This is a genomic window from Pandoraea sp., assembly GCF_041919235.1.
Classification (GTDB): domain Bacteria; phylum Pseudomonadota; class Gammaproteobacteria; order Burkholderiales; family Burkholderiaceae; genus Pandoraea.
Genome location: NZ_JAYRUC010000001.1, coordinates 140,610 through 161,268 on the forward strand (window position 1 = coordinate 140,610; position 20,659 = coordinate 161,268).

Below are 20,659 nucleotides of genomic sequence, written 5' to 3' on the forward strand. Positions count from 1 at the left end.
GCCTCACATGAAACGTACCTATTGGAAGCACTGCCACGTTGCCACCATGCGCGACGGCCGTTACCACGCCATCGAGGATGCAGCGATCGTCACGCTTGGCAAGCAGATCGAGTGGGTCGGCCCTCGCAGCGAGCGCGCCGCCGCCGGCGCGGATGAGTGCGTCGACCTGCACGGCGCCTGGGTCACGCCCGGCCTGATCGATTGCCATACGCATCTGGTGTTCGGCGGCAACCGCAGCCTCGAATTCGAGCAACGGCTGCAAGGCGTGAGCTATGCCGAAATCTCGGCGGCCGGTGGCGGCATCAAGCACACGGTGAGGCACACGCGCGACGCCACCGAAGATGCGCTCTTCGTGGCAGCGCGCAACCGTCTGCTGGCGCTGATGCGTGAGGGTGTCACCACGGTCGAGATCAAGTCCGGTTACGGTCTCGACCTGAACAGCGAACGCAAGATGCTGCGCGTGGCGCGTCGCCTCGGTGAAGCGCTGCCGGTCACGGTGAAAACCACCTGTCTGGCCGCGCACACGGTGCCCTCGGAGTTCGCGGGCAAACCGGACGAGTATGTGAACTACGTCTGCGCCGAGATCCTGCCGACGCTCGCCGAAGAACGTTTGGTCGACGCCGTCGATGCCTTCTGCGAAACCATCGCCTTCACACCGGCGCAGGTCATGCGCGTGCTGCTCCGCGCGCAGAAGCTGAAGTTGCCCGTCAAGCTGCACGCGGAGCAACTCTCCCCGCTCGGCGGCGCACGGCTGGCGGCGGAACTCGGCGCGCTCTCGGCAGACCACCTGGAATACATGACGGCCGACGACGCCGCCGCGATGGGACGTGCCGGCACGGTTGCCGTGCTGCTGCCCGGCGCGTTTCATATGCTGCAGGAGGCGCGGCGCCCGCCCGTCGATCTGCTGCGCCGCCACGGTGTCGATATCGCGGTGGCGTCCGATCTGAACCCCGGCACGTCCCCAGCACTGTCGCTGCGCCTGATGCTCAACATGGCCTGCACACTCTTTGGCCTCACGCCCGAAGAAGCGCTGGCCGGTGTCACGCGCAATGCAGCAAAAGCGCTGGGCATGCTCGCCACGCACGGCACGCTCGAAGCCGGAAAGGTGGCGGACTTCGTGGCGTGGGAGATCGAGCGCCCGGCAGAACTCGCTTACTGGCTGGGCGGCGAACTGCCCTCGCGCACGGTGCGCCACGGACAGTGGCGCGACGCCACCGCGAATTGAGCCCACCCCGCAAACAGGAGACGCTCATGGCGACCCCACTCAATCCCATTACCGGCGAGCCCCCGGTCTGGCACGGCCGTACCGATAGCGGCGAGCGTGGCGACACGCGTCGCCTCTTCAACGTCGTGCACCAGATCGACCCACCCACGGGCGCCTCGGCCCGAGGCGCGTCCGTGCTGCTTGGCTTTGTCTGCGATGCGGGTGTGAAACGCAATCAGGGGCGCATCGGCGCCGCGCAAGGGCCGCAGGCCATCCGGCGTGCGCTGGCGAACCTCCCTGCGCACGGCATCGCATGCTTGTTCGATGCGGGCGACATCGCCTGCGAAGGCGACGATCTGGAAGCCGCGCAAGCGGCGCTGGCCCAGGCCGTGCGCCGTCAGCTCGACGCTGGCGCGCATCCGGTCGTGCTTGGCGGCGGTCACGAAATCGCGTGGGGGACGTGGCAAGGATTGCGCGCGCATCTCGACGCGGCCGGCGACCGCTCGCGCGTGCTGATTCTGAATCTGGATGCACACTTCGATTTGCGCACGGCGCGTCCGGGCACGTCGGGAACGCCGTTCGACCAGATTGCGCAGGCCTGCGCGTCGGCCGAACGCCCGTTCGACTATGCGTGCATGGGTGTGAGCCGATTGAGCAACACAGCGTCGCTATTCGAACGAGCGCGCGAGCTAAAGGTGACGTACGTGGAGGACACCGATATGCAGGAGCGTCATCTGGAGGCCCGCCTCGCACAGATCGATGCGCTGATCGACGACGTCGCCCATGTCTATCTGACGATCGATCTCGACGTGCTTCCCGCATCGGTCATGCCGGGCGTATCTGCGCCCGCCGCGTATGGCGTGCCGATGTCCGTCGTCGAGGCCATCGTCACGCACGTACGGCGTTCGGGCAAGCTGCGTGTGGCCGATCTGGCCGAGTACAACCCGCACTTCGACGCGCAAGGCACTGGCGCGCGCGTCGCTGCCCGACTCGCGTATCGTCTGCTCTGAGGGCAACGTCGTTGTCGTGGGCGACCGTGGAATCGCAGACCGGTGCCGCTTGCCGCGCACAAAATACGCCGCGTTGCTACACTATCGTCAAGCGGCCAGAGGCCGCGCTTTTTTGACAAGGTCCGCAGCATGTACATCGTCGAATTGACTTACACGCAACCCATGAGCGCCATCGACGCGCATCTCGAAGCCCATCGCCAGTTTCTCGCCACGCAGTATGAGCGCGGTCTGTTCCTTGCGTCAGGGCCAAAGCAACCGCGCAATGGCGGTGTCATCATCGCCGCCGGCAAGGTCTCGCGCGACGAGCTCGATGCGATCCTCGCGCAGGACCCTTTCCACATTCATGGGTTGGCCGATTATCGCGTTGTCGTATTCGATCCGGTGAAGTCTCATCCCCAGGTCACGGCGCTGCTCTGATCCAACCAAGCGCTCCACGCGTTCCGACGGCGCGCCGGCCTCCAGCGAAGGCCGGGCGCCCGACACCTCCAGAACGGTGACGCAGCCCATGCACGCAGTGCGCGCATGGGCTGTTTTGGTTGCATGCCTCCAATTCTCCGATTGGTGAGTCCCGGCGCACCCGTGGCAACGCCAGTCGCGACGCCACTTTGCGCGCAATGTCACTCATATCGCGCAGCCCGCGCGAGGTTGAACATTCTCCCCCGCCTTTCTACGCTCGATCGGTGAAACGCACGCGAGCGTTTCGCACGCGGCCGACGAGCCGCGGCCTTTGAGGCCGTCATCGTCCGATCGACGGCATTCACCTTAGTCTTTCGTGGAGAATCTCATGTCGCAAATCACCGATGTGCTGGTCAGCATCGACACCAAGACGATTGTCGACCGGTACGGCAGGAACTCGAGCATGGCGAATCCGCCGCTCATCGACTTCAAGCACGTCTTCATGATCGTCACGCAAGGCAATGTGGTGAGCGGGCAGGCAGGCGGCGAGCTGGACGTCGCGGCGACCGTCGGCGACGTTATCCGGTGGCGCGAATGCTCGCTCTCGCTCGGCTTCGAGCAGTCGTGCATCTTCTACAAATTCGTCGGCAATCAGGGCAACGAGCTGATCTCGCCGCCGTCGCCGCGAGAAGCCGAAGTCACGATCCCGGTGCCGAACCCGCCCGATCCGACCCATCCGAAGAAGCAACAATGCTCGAACTACTTCTGGTCTTGCGAAACGCTCAAGACCGGCCGCGTCACCTACCACTTCCAGTTCATGATCCTCGATCGCAGCGGCAATCTGTGCGGCTGCTATCAATGGGATCCGTTCATCTCCATTCGCAACCATTGAGCAACGCCACGCCGCGATCCACGACGCCCAGGCATGGGCGCCGGATTGCGGCAACAGCGGCCCACGGCAAGGAATCCCCATGTCCGACGCACACACCTCCGACGCCGGTGGCGAGCGCCCTGCCATCGTCGATGTTCTGCTCGTCATCGATACGGTGACGCTGCTCGACCGGCACCCCGAAGCAGCAGACAACCCCGTGACCGTCGACGGCGACGGCTGCTACGCACTCGCGCCCGATGCCAATGCACTCGATGGCGTCAACGCAGCGCCATGGCCTGTCGATGTACACACCGGAGACCGTTTGCGGCTGCGCTGGACGCCTCTGGCCATGCGTGGCGAACATGCGGTACTGCTCCAGCTCTCGCTCGCCGACGCGTCGTCCCTGAGCGGCTTGCAGTTGCACGTTCATGAGCACGCCACCCGCTACGCGCCTCAGCCCGGCGACCCGCAGGTGAGCGTCGCCCGAGCAGCGCCCGATGCCTTCTGGCAGGCCGATGTCGTGGCCAGCGGCACGGCGCAGGTCGACGTCGAGGCGATCGTCACGGACCGCGATGCGAACGTCCTCGCCCGCTTGCGTTGGCCGCTGCGTGTCGTTGTGCCGTAATCATGCGCAGCGGCGCCGTCAACCGCCGTCAACCCCGTCAACCCCGTCAAAAGCGTCGCGCCCTGACTTGCACCGCGGCGCTTTTTGCTACCGACGCCGCGCCGCGGCAAGTCCGGCGCCCAATTATTCAATAAACGAATGATGGGCATTTTTATATTTAATTTGTCGATGCTTGACCGGTTCGCTATCTTGCTTTCGTGGGCGTGAACGACCGCCCACAATTCACCTCAGAACACTGCAAGGTCTCTCTGATCCGACGGATCGGAACGAGACAGGAGCCATCAGGTATGTCGAAGACCCCCTACTACGCGCCGCACGGCGGGCACCCGGGCCAAACGGAATTACTCACCGACCGCGCCATGTTTACCGAGGCGTACGCCGTCATCCCGAAGGGCGTGATGCGCGATATCGTCACGAGCCATCTGCCATTCTGGGACAACACCCGACTTTGGGTGCTCGCCCGTCCGCTCTCCGGCTTCGCCGAAACGTTCGCGCAATACATCATGGAAGTCGGCGCGGGCGGCGGCAGCGACAAACCCGAACAGGACGCAAACGCCGAAGCCGTGCTGTTTGTCGTCGAAGGCGAGATCACGGTGACGATCCAGGGCAAAGCGAACCCGCTCACCCCTGGCGGCTATGCGTTCATCCCGCCCGAGACCGACTGGCAACTGCGCAACCACAGCCAGAGCACCGCTCGCTTCCATTGGATTCGCAAGCGCTACCAGGCCGTCGCAGGTCTGGCACACCCCGAGCCGTTCGTGAAGAACGAGCGCGACGTCGAACCGATTCCGATGCCCGGCACCGACGGCCGGTGGGTCACGACGCGCTTCGTCGATATTCAGGACATGCGCCATGACATGCATGTGAATATCGTGACGTTCCAGCCGGGCGGTGTCATTCCGTTCGCGGAAACGCACGTAATGGAGCACGGCCTGTATGTACTGGAAGGCAAGGCCGTCTATCGCCTGAATCAGGATTGGGTGGAAGTCGAAGCCGGCGACTTCATGTGGTTGCGCGCATTCTGCCCGCAGGCCTGCTACGCCGGAGGCCCCGGACCGTTCCGCTACCTGCTGTACAAAGACGTCAACCGCCACATGCCCCTGACGCTGGGCACGCCGCCGAACTGAGCCCACGCCGCTCGCGCGCCGCCGTCATCGCGCGAACGCCGTCCCCGGCGCGTCGCTCACTTCGGTGCGCGCGGTGTCGGCGCGAGCATGCCCACCAATACTTTGGCGAGCGCCACCACCATCGGATCGGCGCTCGGGCGGTGAAACACGGCGAGTTCGAATGCGTCGATGACCGGCAGCCCCTGCGCCCGGCCAAGCACCGCATGCCCCGGCAGCACAGCGCGCTGGGGTACGAGACTGATCCCCATCCCGTCGGCAACCGCGCCCTGAATGCCGCTCAGACTGGAACTGGTAAAACTGATGCGCCAGTTGCGCCCCATCGTCTCGAGCGTGTGGATCATGTCGTCGCGATACAGCCCGCGGGTGGGAAAGGTCACGAGCGGCACCGGATCGCGCCCGAACGAGGGATGCGTTGCGCTGTCGATCCACGCGAGCTTTTCGGGGCGGGATACGACCGACTCGCGACTATCCCGGCGTTGCTTGACCAGCACGAGATCGAGGGCGCCACGATCGTAACTGCCCAACAGATCGCGGCTCAGGCCACTCGTCACTTCGAGCTTGACCTGCGGATATTGCCGATTGAATCGCGCAAGCACCTGCGTCGTGGCGCCGGTCGCGAAGTCTTCCGGCACGCCCAGACGCACCGTCACGCCCCCGACCGCGCCGGAGAGCGCTTCGAACATCTGGTCGTTGAGCGCGAGCATCTGGCGCGCGTGTGCAAGCAGCATCTCGCCCGCGTCGGTGGCGCGGACTTCTCGATTGCCGCGATCGAGCAACTTGTGTCCGACCATGTCTTCAAGACGCCGGACCTTCTGGCTCACCGTGGATTGGGTCGAATGCAGACGCGCCGCCGCCGTGGTGAAGCTGCCGCAATCGGCCACCACGATGATCGAGCGCAATAGATCCAGATCGAAGAGCGGTCGATTCGATTTCGGCCTGCCAGCCATAAACGGTATTGGAATGTGCGATGGATGGCCGACCTTTTATCACGCGCGGCGAGCGCCCGGCAACTGGGGTTTGCGGCGTCGCCCGGCACGGCCCGTCGCGTGGCAGGCCGACGCTGCCGCCAGCGCCGGCCCGGGCGATTCACGCGTCGTAGCCTCGGAATAGCCCGCAGAGCCGGAACACGTCTTCCGTGTAGGGCATGTCCCTGACCTTGCAATAGCGGCTCGCGAGCTTCATCAGCTCCTTGATGTCGCGACCGCTCACGTTCGGATACCGGCCGGCGAGCGTGTCGATCAGGGTCTCGTCGAGATACGCTCCGACCTGCTCGGCCTGCATGCGCCAGAGGCGCCGCGCGTCGGCCGGGCACGGCGTCTCATAATGGATCGTGGCGATGCAGCGCGACAGAATGGCGTCGTCGACGTCGCCGATACGATTCGTCGTCATGAACAGCAGGCCGTGAAAGTATTCCAGCGAGCGCAGAAATTCCGCCACGATGGCGTTGTGTTCCAGATCGTTGTCGCGCCGGCGGATGTACACGTCCGCCTCGTCGAGCAACAGGATGGCATTCCAGCGCATGGCACGCCGCAGAATGCCCGTGAGCGCTGCGCCCACCGACGCCGCCGTCGTCCCCAATTGCCCCGAATGCACACGGTACAGCGGCTTGCCGACGACCTCGGCGTAGATCTCCGCCGTGAGCGTCTTGCCCAGTCCCGGCGCGCCCTGGCAGAGAATCGTCGCACCGCCCGACTTGCCGGGGACAAAGTCCGGCATCATCACATCCATGTTCGATGTCAGGATATCGATCAGATCGTGATGGTGCGACGGCAGAACGAGCTTGTCGCGCAGGCCAGGTTGATATTCGTACTCCGTCATGTTCTGCACGTGCACCCAGAGATTGCGGTGCCAGTCCAGATGGAACACATGTACATAGCAGTGCAGCGGAATTGTCTCAAACGCCTGATCGATCTCGGCGTTACGCCAGAAGTCGGCGTCGCACGCCACCTCGAAATTGCGCTCGAGGCGTTCCTCGTCGTTCACGCACTTCGCCGCCGCGCCGTCCACTACACGAATCAACTCCGTCGCGCCCTTCGGATCCACAGAGAACGCCGCGCGGCGCAGCACGAACTGCGCACCGAACGCCCGCTGCACGCGCAAGAAGCGCTGCGCATGCTGCTCGTATTCATGCTTGAACTCGGCGCATTCCTTGTAGAAGCCGAACTCCGCAAGCAACGCCGGAATCGTGCGATTGGCAATGTCGTCGCGAGTAAAGACGAGCGACGTCGTCATTCCCGAGCGACGCAGGCGATGCTCGGTCAGCGTCGAGTTGGCCGACTGCATCGTGTTCGCCAGCATGTCCATGACGACGTAGGGCGAGCCCTGCTCCGGCTCGACGTAACGCAGGCGACGCACGAGCCACGGCAGCAGTGCGCCGTCGCGGTGGCGTTGATACACCCAGCCGTCGATGACATCGCGTGCAAGATACGCCACGAGACCCGGCACGAGCTTGTCCAGACTCGGAATCACTCGCGCTTGCGGCGCGTTGTAGACGTTGTCGAGCGCAAGCATCTGAAACATCAACGCGCGTTCGTTCTGGGTCTTGCTCAGGACGTAGAGCGTGTTGAGCGACTTGGCGTCGAACCATTCGCTCGAGACCCGCATGTTGCCTCGGCACACGCCATAAGTCGTGAGCTGTTTGCCCAGCGGAGAATCGGCGCCGATCAATTGCAGCAGCGGATGAATCAGTGATTCGGGAATTTCGAAATCCATGAACGGCACTCCCCGTAAGGCGTAAGACGTAAGAGGTAAGACGTAAGAGGTAAGGCCCGTGCGTACTTTGCCCCTTGGCTGTGCGCGTTTCAGGCGAGGAAGAAGTCGATGGCACGGGCCACGACGCCCGGCTCGATGATGTGCAGCCCGTCGAATTCGACGTACTGCACGTCGTAGCCCGCGGCCTTGAGCTTGTTGGCGTTCTGACGGCCACTTGTCTCGATGGGCAATTGTTCGTCGTCGCGCCCGTGCGCGATGAAGATCCGAGGCTGACCTTCCTGAACGAAGACCGACATGAATCCGCCCGAGAAAGCGATGACATGACTCGCAATGTCGCCGTTCGTCACGCCGATGGACAACGCGTAGCTCGCGCCGTCGGAGAAGCCCGCAAACGCCACGCGCCCGGTATCGATGCGATAACGCGCGGCAAGCGCGCCCAATGCGTGTTGCAAACGCTCCAGATCGGGACCGCTGCCGCCGATCACGATGTCCCACGTCGGGAAGGTCGAATGCGGTGCGAGCACGAGAAACTTGTGACGCTGCGCGTGTGGCTCGATGAACGGCAGCACCTTTTCCGGAAAGCCCCCCGCCCCATGAAACATCACAAAAATGGGCACCGGCCTGTCGGTGGGCAGATCCGGCGGTACGTAAAGCACCGCGTCGCGGGCCTCACTGAGTCCGAGTGAATGACGGCCGGCAGGCAACGGGAACTGGAACGAGGATGGGGACGAGGACGAGGACGAGGACAGCCCGGTTGCCGATTCAGACACCGGCGGTGACACCCGCACGGCAGAGGCAGACACAAGAACGTCCGGTGGCATGCGGCCGAACAAGGAAGGGTCGAGCATGGCGCGGTGATGGTCTCGTGATTGTCGATATTATTGATATATTGTATATCATTCAATTTCCCTGCGGTCATGCGGCGTTGTCGCGGGCCCGGCCTTATTCAGCCATGTAGGTGGACAATCCGGCCACGAGCGCGTCGAACGTGACTTTGCAGCGTGGACTCGTGCGGAGATCTTCATGCATCGTCACCCACGTCTGCAGCGTGAAGCGGAAGGCCTTCGGCAACACGCGCACGAGCCGTGCATCGCGCCGCGCCAGCGGTGCCTGACATGCGCCAATGCCGTAGCCGGCCCGAGTCATCGCCAGTTGCGCCAAGTCGCTATCGGCGCGAAACGCAAAGGCCTCGCGCGACCAGGCCGGCGTGCCGCGTGTCGCCTCCCGGAGGAACGGCGTGATTCGATCGAAACCGATCACCGTGTGATGCGCAAGATCGTCCATCGAGGTCGGCGCGCCGTAGCGCGCCAGGTAATCTTGGCGCGCATACAGGCCAACGTCGATGTTGCCCACCCGACGCGCAATCAACGCCTCCTGCTGCGGTGAGGCCATTCGGACCGCAATGTCGACTTCGCGATGCAGCAGATCCTGGATCCGGTTCGTGGGCACGAGTTCGAGCACCAGCTCCGGATGCGCGCGGCGCAGCGCGCTCAGGATCGGCGGCAGCACTTCTACACCGACGACCTCGCTCGCCGAGATACGCACGACGCCGTTCACCCCTGCCCCGTCGCTCGCTGCGGCCCGCTCGAAGGCAAGCGCCGTGTGCTGCATCGCCTGCGCATGTGGGCGCAGCGACGCCGCCGCCTCCGTTAGCAACAAGCCCGTCTGCGAACGCGTGAAGAGCGTTTGTCCCAGCGCGGCCTCCAGCGCGGCGATATGCCGGCCTGCGGTCGGCTGCGTGATGCCCAGCGCCCGCGCCGCGCCCGAGAGCGAACCCTCGGTCAGCACGGCGAGAAACGTGCGGTAGAGATCCCAGCTCAGATTGTTTGTCATACGAAAATGTATAGCCGATAGATGATTTTCGGCAATTTTATTTGAATCGCCTCACGCGGAGAATAGCGTCACTCTCAACGTTCAAGGAGCGACATCATGACCGACAGGTCCCAATCTCAGGGGTCTCGCGCGCTGGTACTCGGGGCGACGGGCGGTATCGGCGGCGAGGTGACGCGCCAACTGCTCGCCGAAGGCTGGCACGTACGTGCCCTGCGCCGTGGCGGGGCGCCGCGCCCCCCTTTTTCGGAGCCGGGTGTCGAGTGGCTCGACGGCGACGCCATGCGCACGAGCGACGTACTCGCGGCGGCACGCGACTGCGATGTGATCGTGCATGCTGTCAATCCGCCCGGTTATCGTCACTGGGACACCCAAGTGTTACCTATGCTCGATAACACGATCGCGGCCGCCACGATGCATCACGCTACCGTCGTCCTGCCGGGCACGGTCTACAACTACGGTCCCGAGACGTTCCCGTTGCTCCGCCACGATTCGCCGCAACAGCCGCGCACGCGCAAGGGACGCATTCGGGCGACGATGGAACGCCGTCTGCTGGACGCAAGCCGCAATGGGGTGCAGACGATCATCGTGCGCGCGGGAGACTTCTTCGGCCCTCAAACCCGCAATAGCTGGTTCGCACAAGGCTTGGTGAAGCCGGGACAGACGGCGCGCATCGTGCGGGTGCCGAATGCTCACGGCGTGGGTCATCAATGGTCCTATCTGCCTGACGTGGGCCGCACGATGGTCATGCTCATTGCGCGCCGTGGCACGCTCGACGCCTTCTCCAATTTCCACATGGCCGGGCATTGGGACGCCGACGGCACGCAGATGGCTGCCGCGATCGCCCGCGTCATGACGAAATACAACGTCGACGTCAAGACGCGCAGATTCCCGTGGTGGCTGGTGCGGGCGGCATCGCCCTTCGTCACGACCCTGCATGAATTGCGCGAAATGCGCTACTTGTGGCAACAACCGGTGCGCATGGATAACACCCACCTCGTCGAGACCCTCGGGCACGAACCCCACACGCCGCTCGACCTCGCGGTGCATGCCACGCTCGACGGGCTCGGATGCCTGCCCGGCAAGCCGGGCGCGAAAGGGTCAGTCCGCGCGAGCGCCGCCGAGCAGGCGTGAGATGCGCCGGGCGGCGTCGGTGAGCGCCGCCACGGTTTGCGGATTCGGATGCGCCGGCAGATAGTGAATCGAGCCGACGATGGCGAGCGTGCCGAACAGCGAACCGTCATCCTGCACGATGGGGGCGGCGAGCGCATTGACACCGAGGAATACTTCCTCGGGCGCATCGGCCCAGCCCCGCTCGCGCACCAGCGCGAGTTCGTGCGAGAGCCGCATCGGATCGGTAATGGTGTGTGGCGTGCACGCTTCGAGCGGACCCGCGAGCACCGCTTCGCGACGCTCCGCCGGACCGTAAGCCAGCGCGATCTTGCCCTGCGCTACGCTGTGCAACTTGAACTGCGTGCCCGGGTGCAGCAGGATTTCCAGCGGACTGCGCCCACGCATGACGTCGAGCACGACCACATTGGACTCGGTAAACGAGCTGATGACGATGGTCTGACCGACGGCGTCGCGCAATTCTTCCATCACCGGACGCGCAAGCCCCACCACGTCGAACTGCTTGACCAGCTTCTGCCCCAAGAGGAAGAGCCGCCAGCCGATGCGATATCGGCTGGTGCGCGGATTCTGCACGACGTAACCCTCGTGGCGCAGCGCCGTCAGATGCCGGTGCACGCGTGCCTTGGGCACGCCGAGCGCCTCCGCCAGATGGGTCACGCCGCACTCGGCATTGCGCTCGGCCAGCAACTCCAGAATGCGCAGGGAAATGACCGAAGTCGACGAGGTGTTGAGTTCGTCGCCGCCCGGCTCGCCTCGTTCACCTCGTTCACCTCGCTCGCCAGTCGCTGGCGCCGCAGCGACGCTCGCGCCGAGAATGACGTCGTTCGGGGTGTCCTTCGATCGTTTCACTGTGTGTCCTTTGTGACTGTCGTCGCGCCGAAACTATTGAGCGTCGAGCGTAATGAAGCGCTCGCCGAACACGTGATAGCGCTGCGGCTTGTTCCTGTTCGCATCCTCCGGGCGCACATAACGAATCGAGCTGCGATTACGGCACGCCCGCGGCAGGATGAAGCACCGGACGAAGGTCGTGTCGCGCGACTCGGTCGTCGGTGCGAGCACCGGCGCATGGCCGAGTTCGAGCCACGCCTGTCCCGGCCCGTGCGTGTGCGACGCCCCAAGCGTCTCGATCGTGATCTCGCCTTCGAGCGTGCAGCGCACGCCAGGCCCTTGATGCACATGCAGGTGCGCCACGCCGCCGGGGGGGAATTGTACCTTGTCGCAACGCATGAGCCAGCGTTGGCGCGGGTCGAGCTCGATCGGGGCCGCCAACTTGAGCGTCGACGATGCCCCCGGCGCCGAGGCAATTTCTCCCGGCATCGGCGTATCGCCCGACATCAGTTCCCAGCGCCACAGGGTTGCGCCTTCGTGTCCGGCACTCAGCGCCACGTCGTCCTCACCGAGCCACGCGCTCTGCGCCCCATGATGCTGCGCGCCCGTCTCGAACTCGATGGCGACGTCGCCATGCACAACATAAATCGCCCGCCGCGCGGCCGGCAGATAGACAGGCGCATGGTTCGGCGCGATGACATCCTCGTACAAACGCAATTGGAACGGCTTCACTTCTCGATCTCCTGTAACCAGTCGATTGCCCCGACCATCGAGACAACCCCGGAACGAAGTATCGATGATCGATACGCAAAGCACCATTTATCGTTTACCACGAGACAAAACGTCGAACAGGTTTGCTACCATTCAAACGAAATCATTTCCATGCGTATCGTTTATCGATACATAGGCATGACACTCAACTGAGTTCCATGAAGGAGACAAGAATGGACACTGGCACGACCGCTCTGAAGGCGGCGGGCACGGCACGTCGGCCGTGGTATCGCGGCGCGAGTCCGGCGCAATGGCGGGCATTTGGTTCGGCGTACATCGGCTGGATGCTCGACATCATGGATCTGATGCTGTTCGCGATGGTGATTCGCTACATCAGCGCCGATCTGCATTTCGACAAAGGCATGGCGGGCATGATTGCCTCGCTCACGCTGCTGGCGACGGCCTTCGGAGGCCTGTTCTTCGGCTTCCTCGCCGATCGTATCGGCCGCACCCGGTCGATGATTCTCTCGATCCTGTGCTACTCCATCGGTACCGCCTTGTGCGGCTTTGCCGACTCGGTGACACAGCTTCTCGTGTTTCGTTTCCTGCTCGGACTGGGCATCGGCGGCGAGTGGTCGGCCGGCGCGGCCCTCATCACCGAGACGTGGCCCGCCGAGCATCGCGCGAAGGTCATGGCCTGGGTGCAGAGCGCCTTTGCGCTCGGCTACGCGGTGGCGGCCATCGTGGCGGCCGTCATCCTGCCGTACTTCGGCTGGCGCTGGGTGTTCGCATTCGGACTTCTGCCGACGGTGCTCGCGTTCTGGGTGCGCCGCCATGTCGAAGAGCCGGCCATCTGGCGCGAGCAGCGCGTACGCCTCACGCTTGGCCAGACACTGGGCATGCTGTTCGGCCCCTATGCACGCAGTACGATGGTCGGGCTCGCCTTCACGGCAGCGGCCATGTGCGGCTACTGGGGGCTGTTCACGTGGATTCCTGCCTACCTGGCCACCCCGGTGGCGCAGGGCGGACCGGGCTTCGATCTGCTGCGCTCGACGACGTGGATCGTCGTCATGCAGGCCGGCGCAGCGGCAGGCTTCGTGTGCTTCGGCTACATTGCCGATCGCATCGGGTGCCGCAAGTCGTTTCTGCTCTTCTTTATCGTGTCGGCGGTCACGGTGCCGCTCTATGTCGTGATTCGCGATCCGATGCTATTGCTGGCGTTCGGCCCGGTGGTGGCGTTTTTCGGCACGGGCTTCTATAGCGGCTTCGCACCGACGTTCGCCGAGATGTTCCCGACGCAGGTGCGCGCCACCGCGCAAGGTTTCATCTACAACACGGGCCGCGCCACCAGCGCGCTCGCGCCCGCCGCCGTCGGCTTGCTCTCACGCGGCGAGAACGTCAGTGCCGCGTTGGGCGCAACGGCCGGCTTCTTCCTGCTCGCGGCGCTCATCGTGTACTTCTTCCTGCCGGAGAGCCGCGGCGAGGCACTCGCCTGACCCACCCCCTCCCCTCATCAAGCGACGTTGCGCGCCAGTGGTCCCTTAAACCACCGGCGCGCGCGCTCTCTCGCATCCACGACCTGCGCCTTCGTGGCCATCAACTTAACGGCAACGGCAGGCGGATGACCGACGGGCAATCCGAGTAAAGCCGCGCCACGTCGTCGGCACGCAAGGCCAGTACAGCCCGCTGATTGACATAACCCTTGTCGGTAATCTCCCCTTCTTCAAGCGACGGCGGCGACGCCAGAATCACGGCGCGCGCGGCCCGTTGGGAACTGCCCGCGTCCTGCGCCAGATGCGAGAGGGCCTCGGCCACCGCCGCGCGAACATCCGCTCGCATCGCCATCGCCTTGCCCGCATGCGGCGCGTCGATCGGCGCGGCCGTGGCCCGCCAAGCCGCGCCTGGGAAGATCAACAGCCCGATCTCGTCACGGTCGTGCCCCGCAATCACCACGTCCGACGCGTACCGTGTCAGCGCCGTCAAGGCGCGCAGGCGTAGTGCGCCGACCGACACCCAGGTCCCGCTCGTCAGCTTGAAATCTTCGGAGACGCGCCCATCGAAGATCACGCCCGCGCCCGGATCGTCCGGATCGGACAATCGGCCCGCATCGCCCGTGCGGTAGAACCCTTCCTCGTCGAACGCGCCGGCCGTGGCATCGGGGTCGCCCGCATAGCGCCGAAACACCGACGGGCCACGCACGCGCATCTCGAGCTTGTCGCCGTTGGGCACGAACTTGAGTTCGTTGCCCGGCGCCGGCACACCGATATTGCCCGCGCCCGGAATCGGGAAATGCACACTGGTGATGAGCGGCGCCGTCTCCGTCGCGCCCCACGCCGAGGTAAAGAACGGCATCGTGTCGCAGTGCCGCGACGCCAGCCGCTCGAAACGCTGCCACACCGCCGGCGGCAGGCTCGCCGCCGCGTAGAACAACACCTGAAGGCGGCCGAAGAAGCGCGCGGCGAAGGCGTCGTCCGCTTCCAGGCACGGCGCGAGCGCTTCGAAGCCCTTGGGCACGTTGAAGTGAAGCGTGGGTGACACGTCGCGAAGATTCTCGACGGAGCGGCCGATCAACTCGGGCACCGGACGCCCATCATCGACGTAGAACGCACCGCCGTTGCGCAGCACCATGTGGAAGTTGTGATTCGCCCCGAACGTATGACTCCACGGCAGCCAATCGACCACCACCGGCGCCGCCTCGTCGATGAAATGCCAGCATTGCGCGATCATCTGTTGGTTTGCGGCAAGCATTCCGTGCGTGTTGACGACGATTTTCGGCGTTCCCGTAGAGCCCGACGTCAGTAGCAACTTGGCCGTGTCGTCCGGACACACCTGCGCGAACGCCGCATCGACCGCGGGCGATGCAGGCGTTGCGGCGAGCGTGTCGAAGTGCAGCCAGCCTGTGCGGACATGGCGGGTGGCGACGATCGGACATCGGATCGGTGCGCCCGCCAGCGCCCTCGCGTAGGCCTCGCCGTCTTCCACGTACACCAGCGCCGGATCGAGGCGCGCGACAATCCCGTGCAGCTTGCCCATGTCCTTCGCCACGCGGGAATACGCCGACGATACGATGGCCGTCTGGCGCCCCGCCATCATCGCGCCGAGCACGAGCAACGCATGATTGACGCTGTTGTCCGACAGAATCACCACCGGCCGGTCACGGGGCACGTCAAGGTCGAGCAACGCTTGCCCGATGCTGCGCGTCAGGGTCAACGCCTCGCCGTACGTCACCCGCTGCCATAGATCGTCGGCGGCGACACGCTCGCCGGGGTGACGCCGTTGCGCAATGAATACCGCATCGGGCGTGCGCGTGGCCCACTGCACGAGCCAGTCGACCGGGCTGCGTGCGAACGCGCCCAGCGCCGCACGCGAGCGGATCACGAAGCTGCCGTCGGCCCGGGTCTCGCGCTCGATGTCCGGCACGGCGAGACGGCGCGCCCCGAATGCTGCTGCGCTTAGTCGATCGTCCACTTGCCGCCCTTCACGGTGACGAGCACGCAACCGTCTTCGCCATAAGCCGAATGGTCCTGTGCGCTGACGTTGATCATGCCGTGCGTTGCCGCAAGGCTGCGGGTCTTCTCGATGGCACCGACCAGGGCATCGCGAAACGCTTGCGTGCCGGGTTGCGCCTGCTTCGCCGCCACGCCAACGGCGCCGCGCTTGAGCACCCGATAGGTGTCGTAGGCATAGCCGGCAAACAGACATAACGACCATGCGCCGCGCCGGGCGCGCGAAGCAGCCAAACTGCGTGTGAACCTGCGTGCCGCCATGTGACATGTCTCCTTGTCTTCTCATTTTTGGGGGCTGTACAGCTTGCGACGCACGACCTGGGATCACCGCACCGCGAACTCCGGCAACACGTCGCGATTGCGTGGCAGGCCCATGATTTCTCGGGCTTCGGCGGGTGTGGCCGGCTCGTAGCCCATCTCCCGCACAAGCCGCACCACGCGCTCGGTCAGTTGTTGGTTCGTCGCCAGCACGCCTTGCTCGTAATACAGGTTGTCCTCGAGGCCGACGCGCACGTGGCCACCGAGCAGCAGGGAATTCATTGCCGACGGGAGTTGCGCGGGGCCGATGCCACTCACGCAGAAGATGCTGCCCTTGGGCAGCAGATCGACCATCGATTGCAGCACGCGCGGCGTGTACGGCATGGCGTTCTGAAAGCCCCGATGCACGCCGAGTACGAGGTTGACGAAGAACGGCTCGTCGTCGAAGCCAGCGGCGGTGAGCGTGGCGAGATCCTGCACGATATGGGTCGGACTGAAGACTTCCCACTCCGGCTTGATGCCGCGCTTCTTCATCTCGATGGCGAGATGCTTCGAGCGCTCCGGCGACGTATGCATGAGCAGTTCGTTGCCACCGAAGCTCGCGATGATCGTGGTGGCATCGAGCGTACACATCTCTGCACCGGCATCCATGCCCTTGAGCCGCTCCTCCCAGAGGATCTCCCAGTAACCGTTCTCGGCCTGACCGATCATGTCGCCGTGCACGCCACCGCCCGTCGAGTTGTTGATGACGATGTCGCACTTGTCGCGAACGCGGCGGTTGATGTCGCGGTAGATCGCCGGGTCGCACGTTGCACCGTCGTCGCCCGGGCGCCGTGCATGAATCGCCACGACGCTCGCCCCCGCGTTGTAGCAGTCGTAGACATCGCGCGCGATCTCGTCGGGCCGGGTGGGCAGATGAGGATTCTGCGATTTGTACGCCATGCCGCCTGTCGGCGCGATGGTCACGATGACTTTCGGTTTGCTCATGCCAGTCTCCTTGGGTCCTTGGGTCCCTGAATACGAGGGCTTCGAATGGAAAATTAGGTACGCCGAGGCGTGTTGGCGGCAATCACGAAGACGACGGCTTGCTCGCGAGAATGCCGAGAATGATGGCGTCGCGCTGCGCTTCGAGCTGCGCGTTGTCGCGCCCGGCGAGTTCGTCGCTCACGCCAGCCGTAATGCGCGCCTTCAGATCGTCGGTCAGCACCGGCTGACCGAGATCGGCCCACCACGATTCGATGGGCGGGCCGAGATGCTCCAGCAAATGCGCAATGCCGCCGGCGCCGCCCGAGAGTTGCAGGTTGAGGAACGGACCGAGCGCCGCCCAGCGCAAACCGGGCCCGTAGGCGATCGCGTCGTCGATGTCGGCCACCGACGCGACACCCGTGTCGACCAGGTGGATCGCCTCACGCCAAAGCGCGGCCTGCAGCCGGTTCGCGATGTGCCCCTTGACCTCTTTCTTCACGTGAATGGCGCGCTTGCCGATCGCGCGGTAGAACTGCATCGCCGTGTCGATGGCGGCCTGCGACGACTGTGCGCCGCCGATGACTTCCACCAGCGGAATCAAATGCGGCGGATTGAACGGGTGCCCAAGCACCACGCGCTCCGGATGTACGCACACCGACTGCACACGGCTCATCAGCAATCCCGAGGAGCTCGAGGCAATCACGACGCCGGGCGCCAGCGCAGCGTCCATCCGTCGAAAAAGATCCTGCTTCAGGTCCTCGCGCTCGGGACCGCTCTCCTGCACAAAGTCGGCGCCCGCCAGCGCGGCGTCGAGCGTGTCGTGAAAAGTCAGCGCGTCGCGCGAGGCATTCGCCGACAGGCCGATCCGGATCAGCGTGGGCCAATGAGCATCGACCGCCTCGCGCAAGCGCTCGCGCGCCCCCGGTGCCGGATCCCAGGCACTCACGCGCAGACCGCGCGCGAGGAAGTAAGCCGCCCAACTCGCGCCAATGACGCCGGTGCCGATGACGGCCACCTGTTCGATGTTGTCGTATTTCACATTCGTCTCCGTGGGGGCCGGGCGGCTACCGTGCCGCGTGGCCCAAAAAGCGTTCCATGCGCTCGCGCGCGTCGGGGGTGGCCAGCATCAGCGCACTCGTCACCGATTCGGTGAACAGACCGTCGGCCATGGACATATCGTGAATGCGCGAAAGCGCATGAATCGTCGCCCAGTTCGACAACGCACTGTTGGCCGCCGTCTCACGAGCGAGCTGCGTGGCGAGTGCCAGCCCCTCGCCCACTTCGGTCAGGTAGTGGCCAAGGCCCAGACGCTCGCCATCGACGGCATTGTAGCGACGGCCGGTGAGCATCATTTCCGTCATGCGGTCCGGCCCGAGAATACGTGCCACACGCACCGATGCACCGCCACCGACGAAAATGCCGCGCTTGCCTTCGGGCAACTGAAAGAAGGCGCTTCGTTCGATGACGCGCACATGGGCTGCCAGCGCGAGTTCCAGCCCCCCGCCGATAACCGCGCCATGCAGCAGCGCGACCACTGGCCGGGTGCCGAACTGGATCTCGTGGAACACCTTATGCCAGCGTTGCGAGACGCGCAGCACGTCGAACGGCTCGCGCGTACTGTTCTCTGACAAGTCCAAGCCGGCGCAGAAGTGCTCGCCCTCGCCACGCAATACCACGGCGCGCACGCTGTCGTCGAAATCGCGAAACGCCGCCTCAAGCGAGTCGATCGCCGCGTCGCAAAGGGCGTTGCGCTTGTCTGCGCGATCCAGTGTCACGAAGGCGATGGCGTCTTCAACGCTTACGCGCAGGTAGGGATAGGTCATTGTCTGCATTCACTCCAAGTCGTGAAAAGTATCTTATAAGATATTTTCAATGTTGCGGCGTTTGTGCAATGCGATTCAAGGTTAACAGGGATTAACGGGCGAAATAGGCAATTTACTGCATATCTTTACCCTGACGGTTCCTCGCAATGGGCGATGCACGGCCCCACGACGGGTATCTCATAGTATATTTATCGCTCACCTGCCTGCGCGCCATAGCCGTCCATGATCCAACCGCCTGCCGACAGCCTTCCCCCGGATCCGGCCGATGAAGCCGATGCCGGCGCGTCGTCGCATCTGGCGTCGCTGGCGCGGCAGGTGCGCACGTTGCGAGCCCAGCGCGGCATGACGCGCAAGCAGCTCGCCGGGCAATCGGGCGTCTCGCTCCCCTATCTTGCGCGCGTGGAAGCGGGCACCGGCAACGTGTCGCTGGCCGTTCTGCACAAGCTTGCAGACGCGCTGAACGTCGGCGTGGAGGCGCTCGTGGCCGAGCGCACCGCCTATGACGGCGATCTACTGATTCTCGTCGAGTATCTTCGTCAGCAACCGCCGGACGTCCTCGCCCGTCTGCGGCGCCAGATCGTGATGCCAGGTGCGGCCGATGCCCGCCGCACAGGACAGCGCATCGCCCTCATCGGGTTGCGCGGCGCAGGCAAGTCGACCCTCGGGCCGCGCTTGGCCGACGCCATCGGTGCACCGTTCATTGAACTGGACAAGGAAGTCGAGCGGGCGGCGGGCATCGCCATCGGCGAAGTCATCACACTCTATGGCCAGGCGGCGATGCGTCGCATCGAGCTGGAATGTATCGAGCGGATCATTGCGACGCACGAACACGTCGTGCTTGCCACGGGCGGCGGGATCGTGTCAGAGGCGCCGACTTACGAGCGTGTGCTCAGGGCGTTTCGTACCGTGTGGCTTCGCGCCCGCCCCGAGGTTCACTTCCAGCGGGTGATGCAGCAAAACGATGCACGTATCGCCACAGAAGCACTGCGTAACGAGGCGCTCGATCACATCCACCGCATGCTCGATGCCCGCGAGTCGCTCTACCGATTGGCCGACAGCACGCTCGATACCTCGGACCTCACGCCGGACGCGGCCCTCGCGGCACTCAAGCACGATCTATCGCCCGCACGAGCCGCTTGATCGTCACGCCTATTACGTCACCTAGCGACCATCACGGGTGGCTGCTCGGTTGGTTGCGCGGTTGGTTGCTCGGTTGGTTGCGCAAGAAGCTGGGCAATGGATTCGACGCAGCCGATCTCGCACATGACACCGGCCTTCGCGTGCAACGTTTGGCCAAGTCAGCGAGTTGCGAATATGAAATCGCCGTGAGACGACATGACGCGACGCGCGTAAGGCATGTCCTACTACCGTAACGTAACGTTACGTTACGGTACGTGCCCGAAGGCGAGGCCACGTTTCGTAACACGGCGGGGTCAAGCGGACCTGTCGCGATGCCTGGCTTTCACTCCATGGCCTTGACCGGAAAGGGAGGACGTTTTCCCGCCGGGCCGTGATGCCCTAGGCATCGAACTTGCTCATCACCCTGCGTTGTTCCCACAACGGAGGAAAGGAATCATGAAACATCAGTTCAGAATGACGGCTATCCTCATGGCCGCGACTTCAGTGACGGCTGTCCCAGTTCATGCCCAATCATCGCAGAT

Annotated in this window: 20 protein-coding genes and 1 pseudogene; 10 read left to right on the plus strand and 11 right to left on the minus strand. The window is 64.4% G+C overall.

Going from position 1 to position 20,659, the window contains the following annotated elements:
* Positions 1-7: 7 nt before the first annotated feature.
* The 6 genes from hutI (at position 8) to ACE3UG_RS00655 (ending at position 5,233) form a co-directional block, all read left to right on the plus strand.
* A complete protein-coding gene (gene hutI, locus ACE3UG_RS00630) occupies positions 8-1,225 on the plus strand; it encodes an imidazolonepropionase (protein WP_374618333.1) in 1,218 nt (405 codons plus the stop codon).
* A 26-nt stretch (positions 1,226-1,251) separates the two neighbouring features.
* A complete protein-coding gene (gene hutG, locus ACE3UG_RS00635) occupies positions 1,252-2,214 on the plus strand; it encodes a formimidoylglutamase (RefSeq protein ID WP_374618334.1) in 963 nt (320 codons plus the stop codon).
* Between the two features lie 129 nt (positions 2,215-2,343).
* Positions 2,344-2,631: a YciI family protein gene (locus tag ACE3UG_RS00640; protein WP_374618335.1), complete on the plus strand. Its 288-nt coding sequence runs from the start codon at positions 2,344-2,346 to the stop codon at positions 2,629-2,631.
* 367 nt (positions 2,632-2,998) lie between these two features.
* On the plus strand, positions 2,999-3,502 hold the full coding sequence (locus tag ACE3UG_RS00645; protein WP_374618337.1) for an inclusion body family protein: 504 nt from the start codon (positions 2,999-3,001) through the stop codon (positions 3,500-3,502).
* Positions 3,503-3,581: 79 nt separating this feature from the next.
* Positions 3,582-4,106, plus strand: coding sequence for an AidA/PixA family protein (locus tag ACE3UG_RS00650; protein WP_374618339.1), 525 nt, complete (start codon positions 3,582-3,584; stop codon positions 4,104-4,106).
* 287 nt (positions 4,107-4,393) lie between these two features.
* Positions 4,394-5,233, plus strand: a complete 840-nt coding sequence (locus tag ACE3UG_RS00655; protein ID WP_374618340.1) for a bifunctional allantoicase/(S)-ureidoglycine aminohydrolase — start codon at positions 4,394-4,396, stop codon at positions 5,231-5,233.
* Positions 5,234-5,289: 56 nt separating this feature from the next.
* On the opposite strand, the gene ACE3UG_RS00660 is transcribed toward ACE3UG_RS00655, so the two are convergent.
* The 4 genes from ACE3UG_RS00660 to ACE3UG_RS00675 form a co-directional block, all read right to left on the minus strand.
* Positions 5,290-6,180: a LysR substrate-binding domain-containing protein gene (locus ACE3UG_RS00660; protein WP_374618342.1), complete on the minus strand. Its 891-nt coding sequence runs from the start codon at positions 6,178-6,180 to the stop codon at positions 5,290-5,292.
* A gap of 139 nt (positions 6,181-6,319) precedes the next feature.
* Positions 6,320-7,945: an AAA family ATPase gene (locus ACE3UG_RS00665; RefSeq protein WP_374618344.1), complete on the minus strand. Its 1,626-nt coding sequence runs from the start codon at positions 7,943-7,945 to the stop codon at positions 6,320-6,322.
* A gap of 89 nt (positions 7,946-8,034) precedes the next feature.
* Positions 8,035-8,793 carry an alpha/beta hydrolase gene (locus ACE3UG_RS00670; protein WP_374618345.1) on the minus strand — a complete coding sequence of 253 codons (759 nt, stop codon included), beginning with the start codon at positions 8,791-8,793 and terminating at the stop codon, positions 8,035-8,037.
* Between the two features lie 94 nt (positions 8,794-8,887).
* The gene (locus tag ACE3UG_RS00675; protein ID WP_374618347.1) at positions 8,888-9,778 is read right to left on the minus strand and encodes a LysR family transcriptional regulator; all 891 of its coding nucleotides are present in this window, start codon (positions 9,776-9,778) and stop codon (positions 8,888-8,890) included.
* Between the two features lie 96 nt (positions 9,779-9,874).
* Here ACE3UG_RS00675 and ACE3UG_RS00680 point away from each other — a divergent pair, with 96 nt between their 5' ends.
* Positions 9,875-10,909, plus strand: a complete 1,035-nt coding sequence (locus tag ACE3UG_RS00680) for an NAD(P)H-binding protein (RefSeq protein WP_374618349.1) — start codon at positions 9,875-9,877, stop codon at positions 10,907-10,909.
* Here the strand turns inward: ACE3UG_RS00680 and ACE3UG_RS00685 are convergent.
* Both ACE3UG_RS00685 and ACE3UG_RS00690 read right to left on the minus strand, forming a co-directional pair.
* A complete protein-coding gene (locus tag ACE3UG_RS00685; RefSeq protein WP_374618351.1) occupies positions 10,877-11,755 on the minus strand; it encodes an IclR family transcriptional regulator in 879 nt (292 codons plus the stop codon). The genes ACE3UG_RS00680 and ACE3UG_RS00685 overlap by 33 nt on opposite strands.
* Before the next feature lie 33 nt (positions 11,756-11,788).
* Positions 11,789-12,466: a hypothetical protein gene (locus ACE3UG_RS00690; protein WP_374618353.1), complete on the minus strand. Its 678-nt coding sequence runs from the start codon at positions 12,464-12,466 to the stop codon at positions 11,789-11,791.
* Between the two features lie 212 nt (positions 12,467-12,678).
* Here ACE3UG_RS00690 and ACE3UG_RS00695 point away from each other — a divergent pair, with 212 nt between their 5' ends.
* Positions 12,679-13,941 carry an MFS transporter gene (locus ACE3UG_RS00695; RefSeq protein ID WP_374618354.1) on the plus strand — a complete coding sequence of 421 codons (1,263 nt, stop codon included), beginning with the start codon at positions 12,679-12,681 and terminating at the stop codon, positions 13,939-13,941.
* Positions 13,942-14,041: 100 nt separating this feature from the next.
* Here the strand turns inward: ACE3UG_RS00695 and ACE3UG_RS00700 are convergent, their stop codons facing one another.
* The 5 genes from ACE3UG_RS00700 to ACE3UG_RS00720 form a co-directional block, all read right to left on the minus strand.
* Positions 14,042-15,913, minus strand: a complete 1,872-nt coding sequence (locus ACE3UG_RS00700; protein ID WP_374618356.1) for a feruloyl-CoA synthase — start codon at positions 15,911-15,913, stop codon at positions 14,042-14,044.
* Positions 15,898-16,212 carry a hypothetical protein gene (locus ACE3UG_RS00705; protein ID WP_374618357.1) on the minus strand — a complete coding sequence of 105 codons (315 nt, stop codon included), beginning with the start codon at positions 16,210-16,212 and terminating at the stop codon, positions 15,898-15,900. The genes ACE3UG_RS00700 and ACE3UG_RS00705 overlap by 16 nt, the downstream gene beginning before the upstream one ends.
* A 63-nt stretch (positions 16,213-16,275) precedes the next feature.
* Complete coding sequence (locus ACE3UG_RS00710; RefSeq protein WP_374618358.1) at positions 16,276-17,196, minus strand: 3-keto-5-aminohexanoate cleavage protein; 921 nt, start codon at positions 17,194-17,196, stop codon at positions 16,276-16,278.
* Between the two features lie 82 nt (positions 17,197-17,278).
* Complete coding sequence (locus ACE3UG_RS00715) at positions 17,279-18,214, minus strand: 3-hydroxyacyl-CoA dehydrogenase NAD-binding domain-containing protein (RefSeq protein ID WP_374618360.1); 936 nt, start codon at positions 18,212-18,214, stop codon at positions 17,279-17,281.
* 25 nt (positions 18,215-18,239) lie between these two features.
* Positions 18,240-19,007: a crotonase/enoyl-CoA hydratase family protein gene (locus tag ACE3UG_RS00720; RefSeq protein WP_374618362.1), complete on the minus strand. Its 768-nt coding sequence runs from the start codon at positions 19,005-19,007 to the stop codon at positions 18,240-18,242.
* 213 nt (positions 19,008-19,220) lie between these two features.
* Between ACE3UG_RS00720 and ACE3UG_RS00725 the strand changes: the two genes are divergently transcribed.
* Together ACE3UG_RS00725 and ACE3UG_RS00730 are read left to right on the plus strand one after the other, a co-directional pair.
* Positions 19,221-20,138, plus strand: coding sequence for a helix-turn-helix transcriptional regulator (locus ACE3UG_RS00725; RefSeq protein WP_374618364.1), 918 nt, complete (start codon positions 19,221-19,223; stop codon positions 20,136-20,138).
* Positions 20,138-20,281, plus strand: a pseudogene (locus ACE3UG_RS00730) (RNA polymerase subunit sigma); the annotation flags it as partial. The gene ACE3UG_RS00725 and the pseudogene ACE3UG_RS00730, both read left to right, overlap by 1 nt.
* Between the last annotated feature and the right edge of the window lie 378 nt (positions 20,282-20,659).

Coding starts and splice junctions, on each gene's coding strand:
- hutI (WP_374618333.1), top strand. CDS start 8: ATGAAACGTACCTATTGGAAGCACTGCCACGTTGCCACCATGCGCGAC.
- ACE3UG_RS00640 (WP_374618335.1), top strand. CDS start 2,344: ATGTACATCGTCGAATTGACTTACACGCAACCCATGAGCGCCATCGAC.
- ACE3UG_RS00670 (WP_374618345.1), bottom strand. CDS start 8,793: ATGCTCGACCCTTCCTTGTTCGGCCGCATGCCACCGGACGTTCTTGTG.
- ACE3UG_RS00710 (WP_374618358.1), bottom strand. CDS start 17,196: ATGAGCAAACCGAAAGTCATCGTGACCATCGCGCCGACAGGCGGCATG.
- ACE3UG_RS00705 (WP_374618357.1), bottom strand. CDS start 16,212: ATGGCGGCACGCAGGTTCACACGCAGTTTGGCTGCTTCGCGCGCCCGG.
- ACE3UG_RS00675 (WP_374618347.1), bottom strand. CDS start 9,778: ATGACAAACAATCTGAGCTGGGATCTCTACCGCACGTTTCTCGCCGTG.
- ACE3UG_RS00655 (WP_374618340.1), top strand. CDS start 4,394: ATGTCGAAGACCCCCTACTACGCGCCGCACGGCGGGCACCCGGGCCAA.
- ACE3UG_RS00680 (WP_374618349.1), top strand. CDS start 9,875: ATGACCGACAGGTCCCAATCTCAGGGGTCTCGCGCGCTGGTACTCGGG.
- ACE3UG_RS00665 (WP_374618344.1), bottom strand. CDS start 7,945: ATGGATTTCGAAATTCCCGAATCACTGATTCATCCGCTGCTGCAATTG.
- ACE3UG_RS00660 (WP_374618342.1), bottom strand. CDS start 6,180: ATGGCTGGCAGGCCGAAATCGAATCGACCGCTCTTCGATCTGGATCTA.
- ACE3UG_RS00725 (WP_374618364.1), top strand. CDS start 19,221: ATGATCCAACCGCCTGCCGACAGCCTTCCCCCGGATCCGGCCGATGAA.
- ACE3UG_RS00695 (WP_374618354.1), top strand. CDS start 12,679: ATGGACACTGGCACGACCGCTCTGAAGGCGGCGGGCACGGCACGTCGG.
- ACE3UG_RS00645 (WP_374618337.1), top strand. CDS start 2,999: ATGTCGCAAATCACCGATGTGCTGGTCAGCATCGACACCAAGACGATT.
- hutG (WP_374618334.1), top strand. CDS start 1,252: ATGGCGACCCCACTCAATCCCATTACCGGCGAGCCCCCGGTCTGGCAC.
- ACE3UG_RS00720 (WP_374618362.1), bottom strand. CDS start 19,007: ATGCAGACAATGACCTATCCCTACCTGCGCGTAAGCGTTGAAGACGCC.
- ACE3UG_RS00650 (WP_374618339.1), top strand. CDS start 3,582: ATGTCCGACGCACACACCTCCGACGCCGGTGGCGAGCGCCCTGCCATC.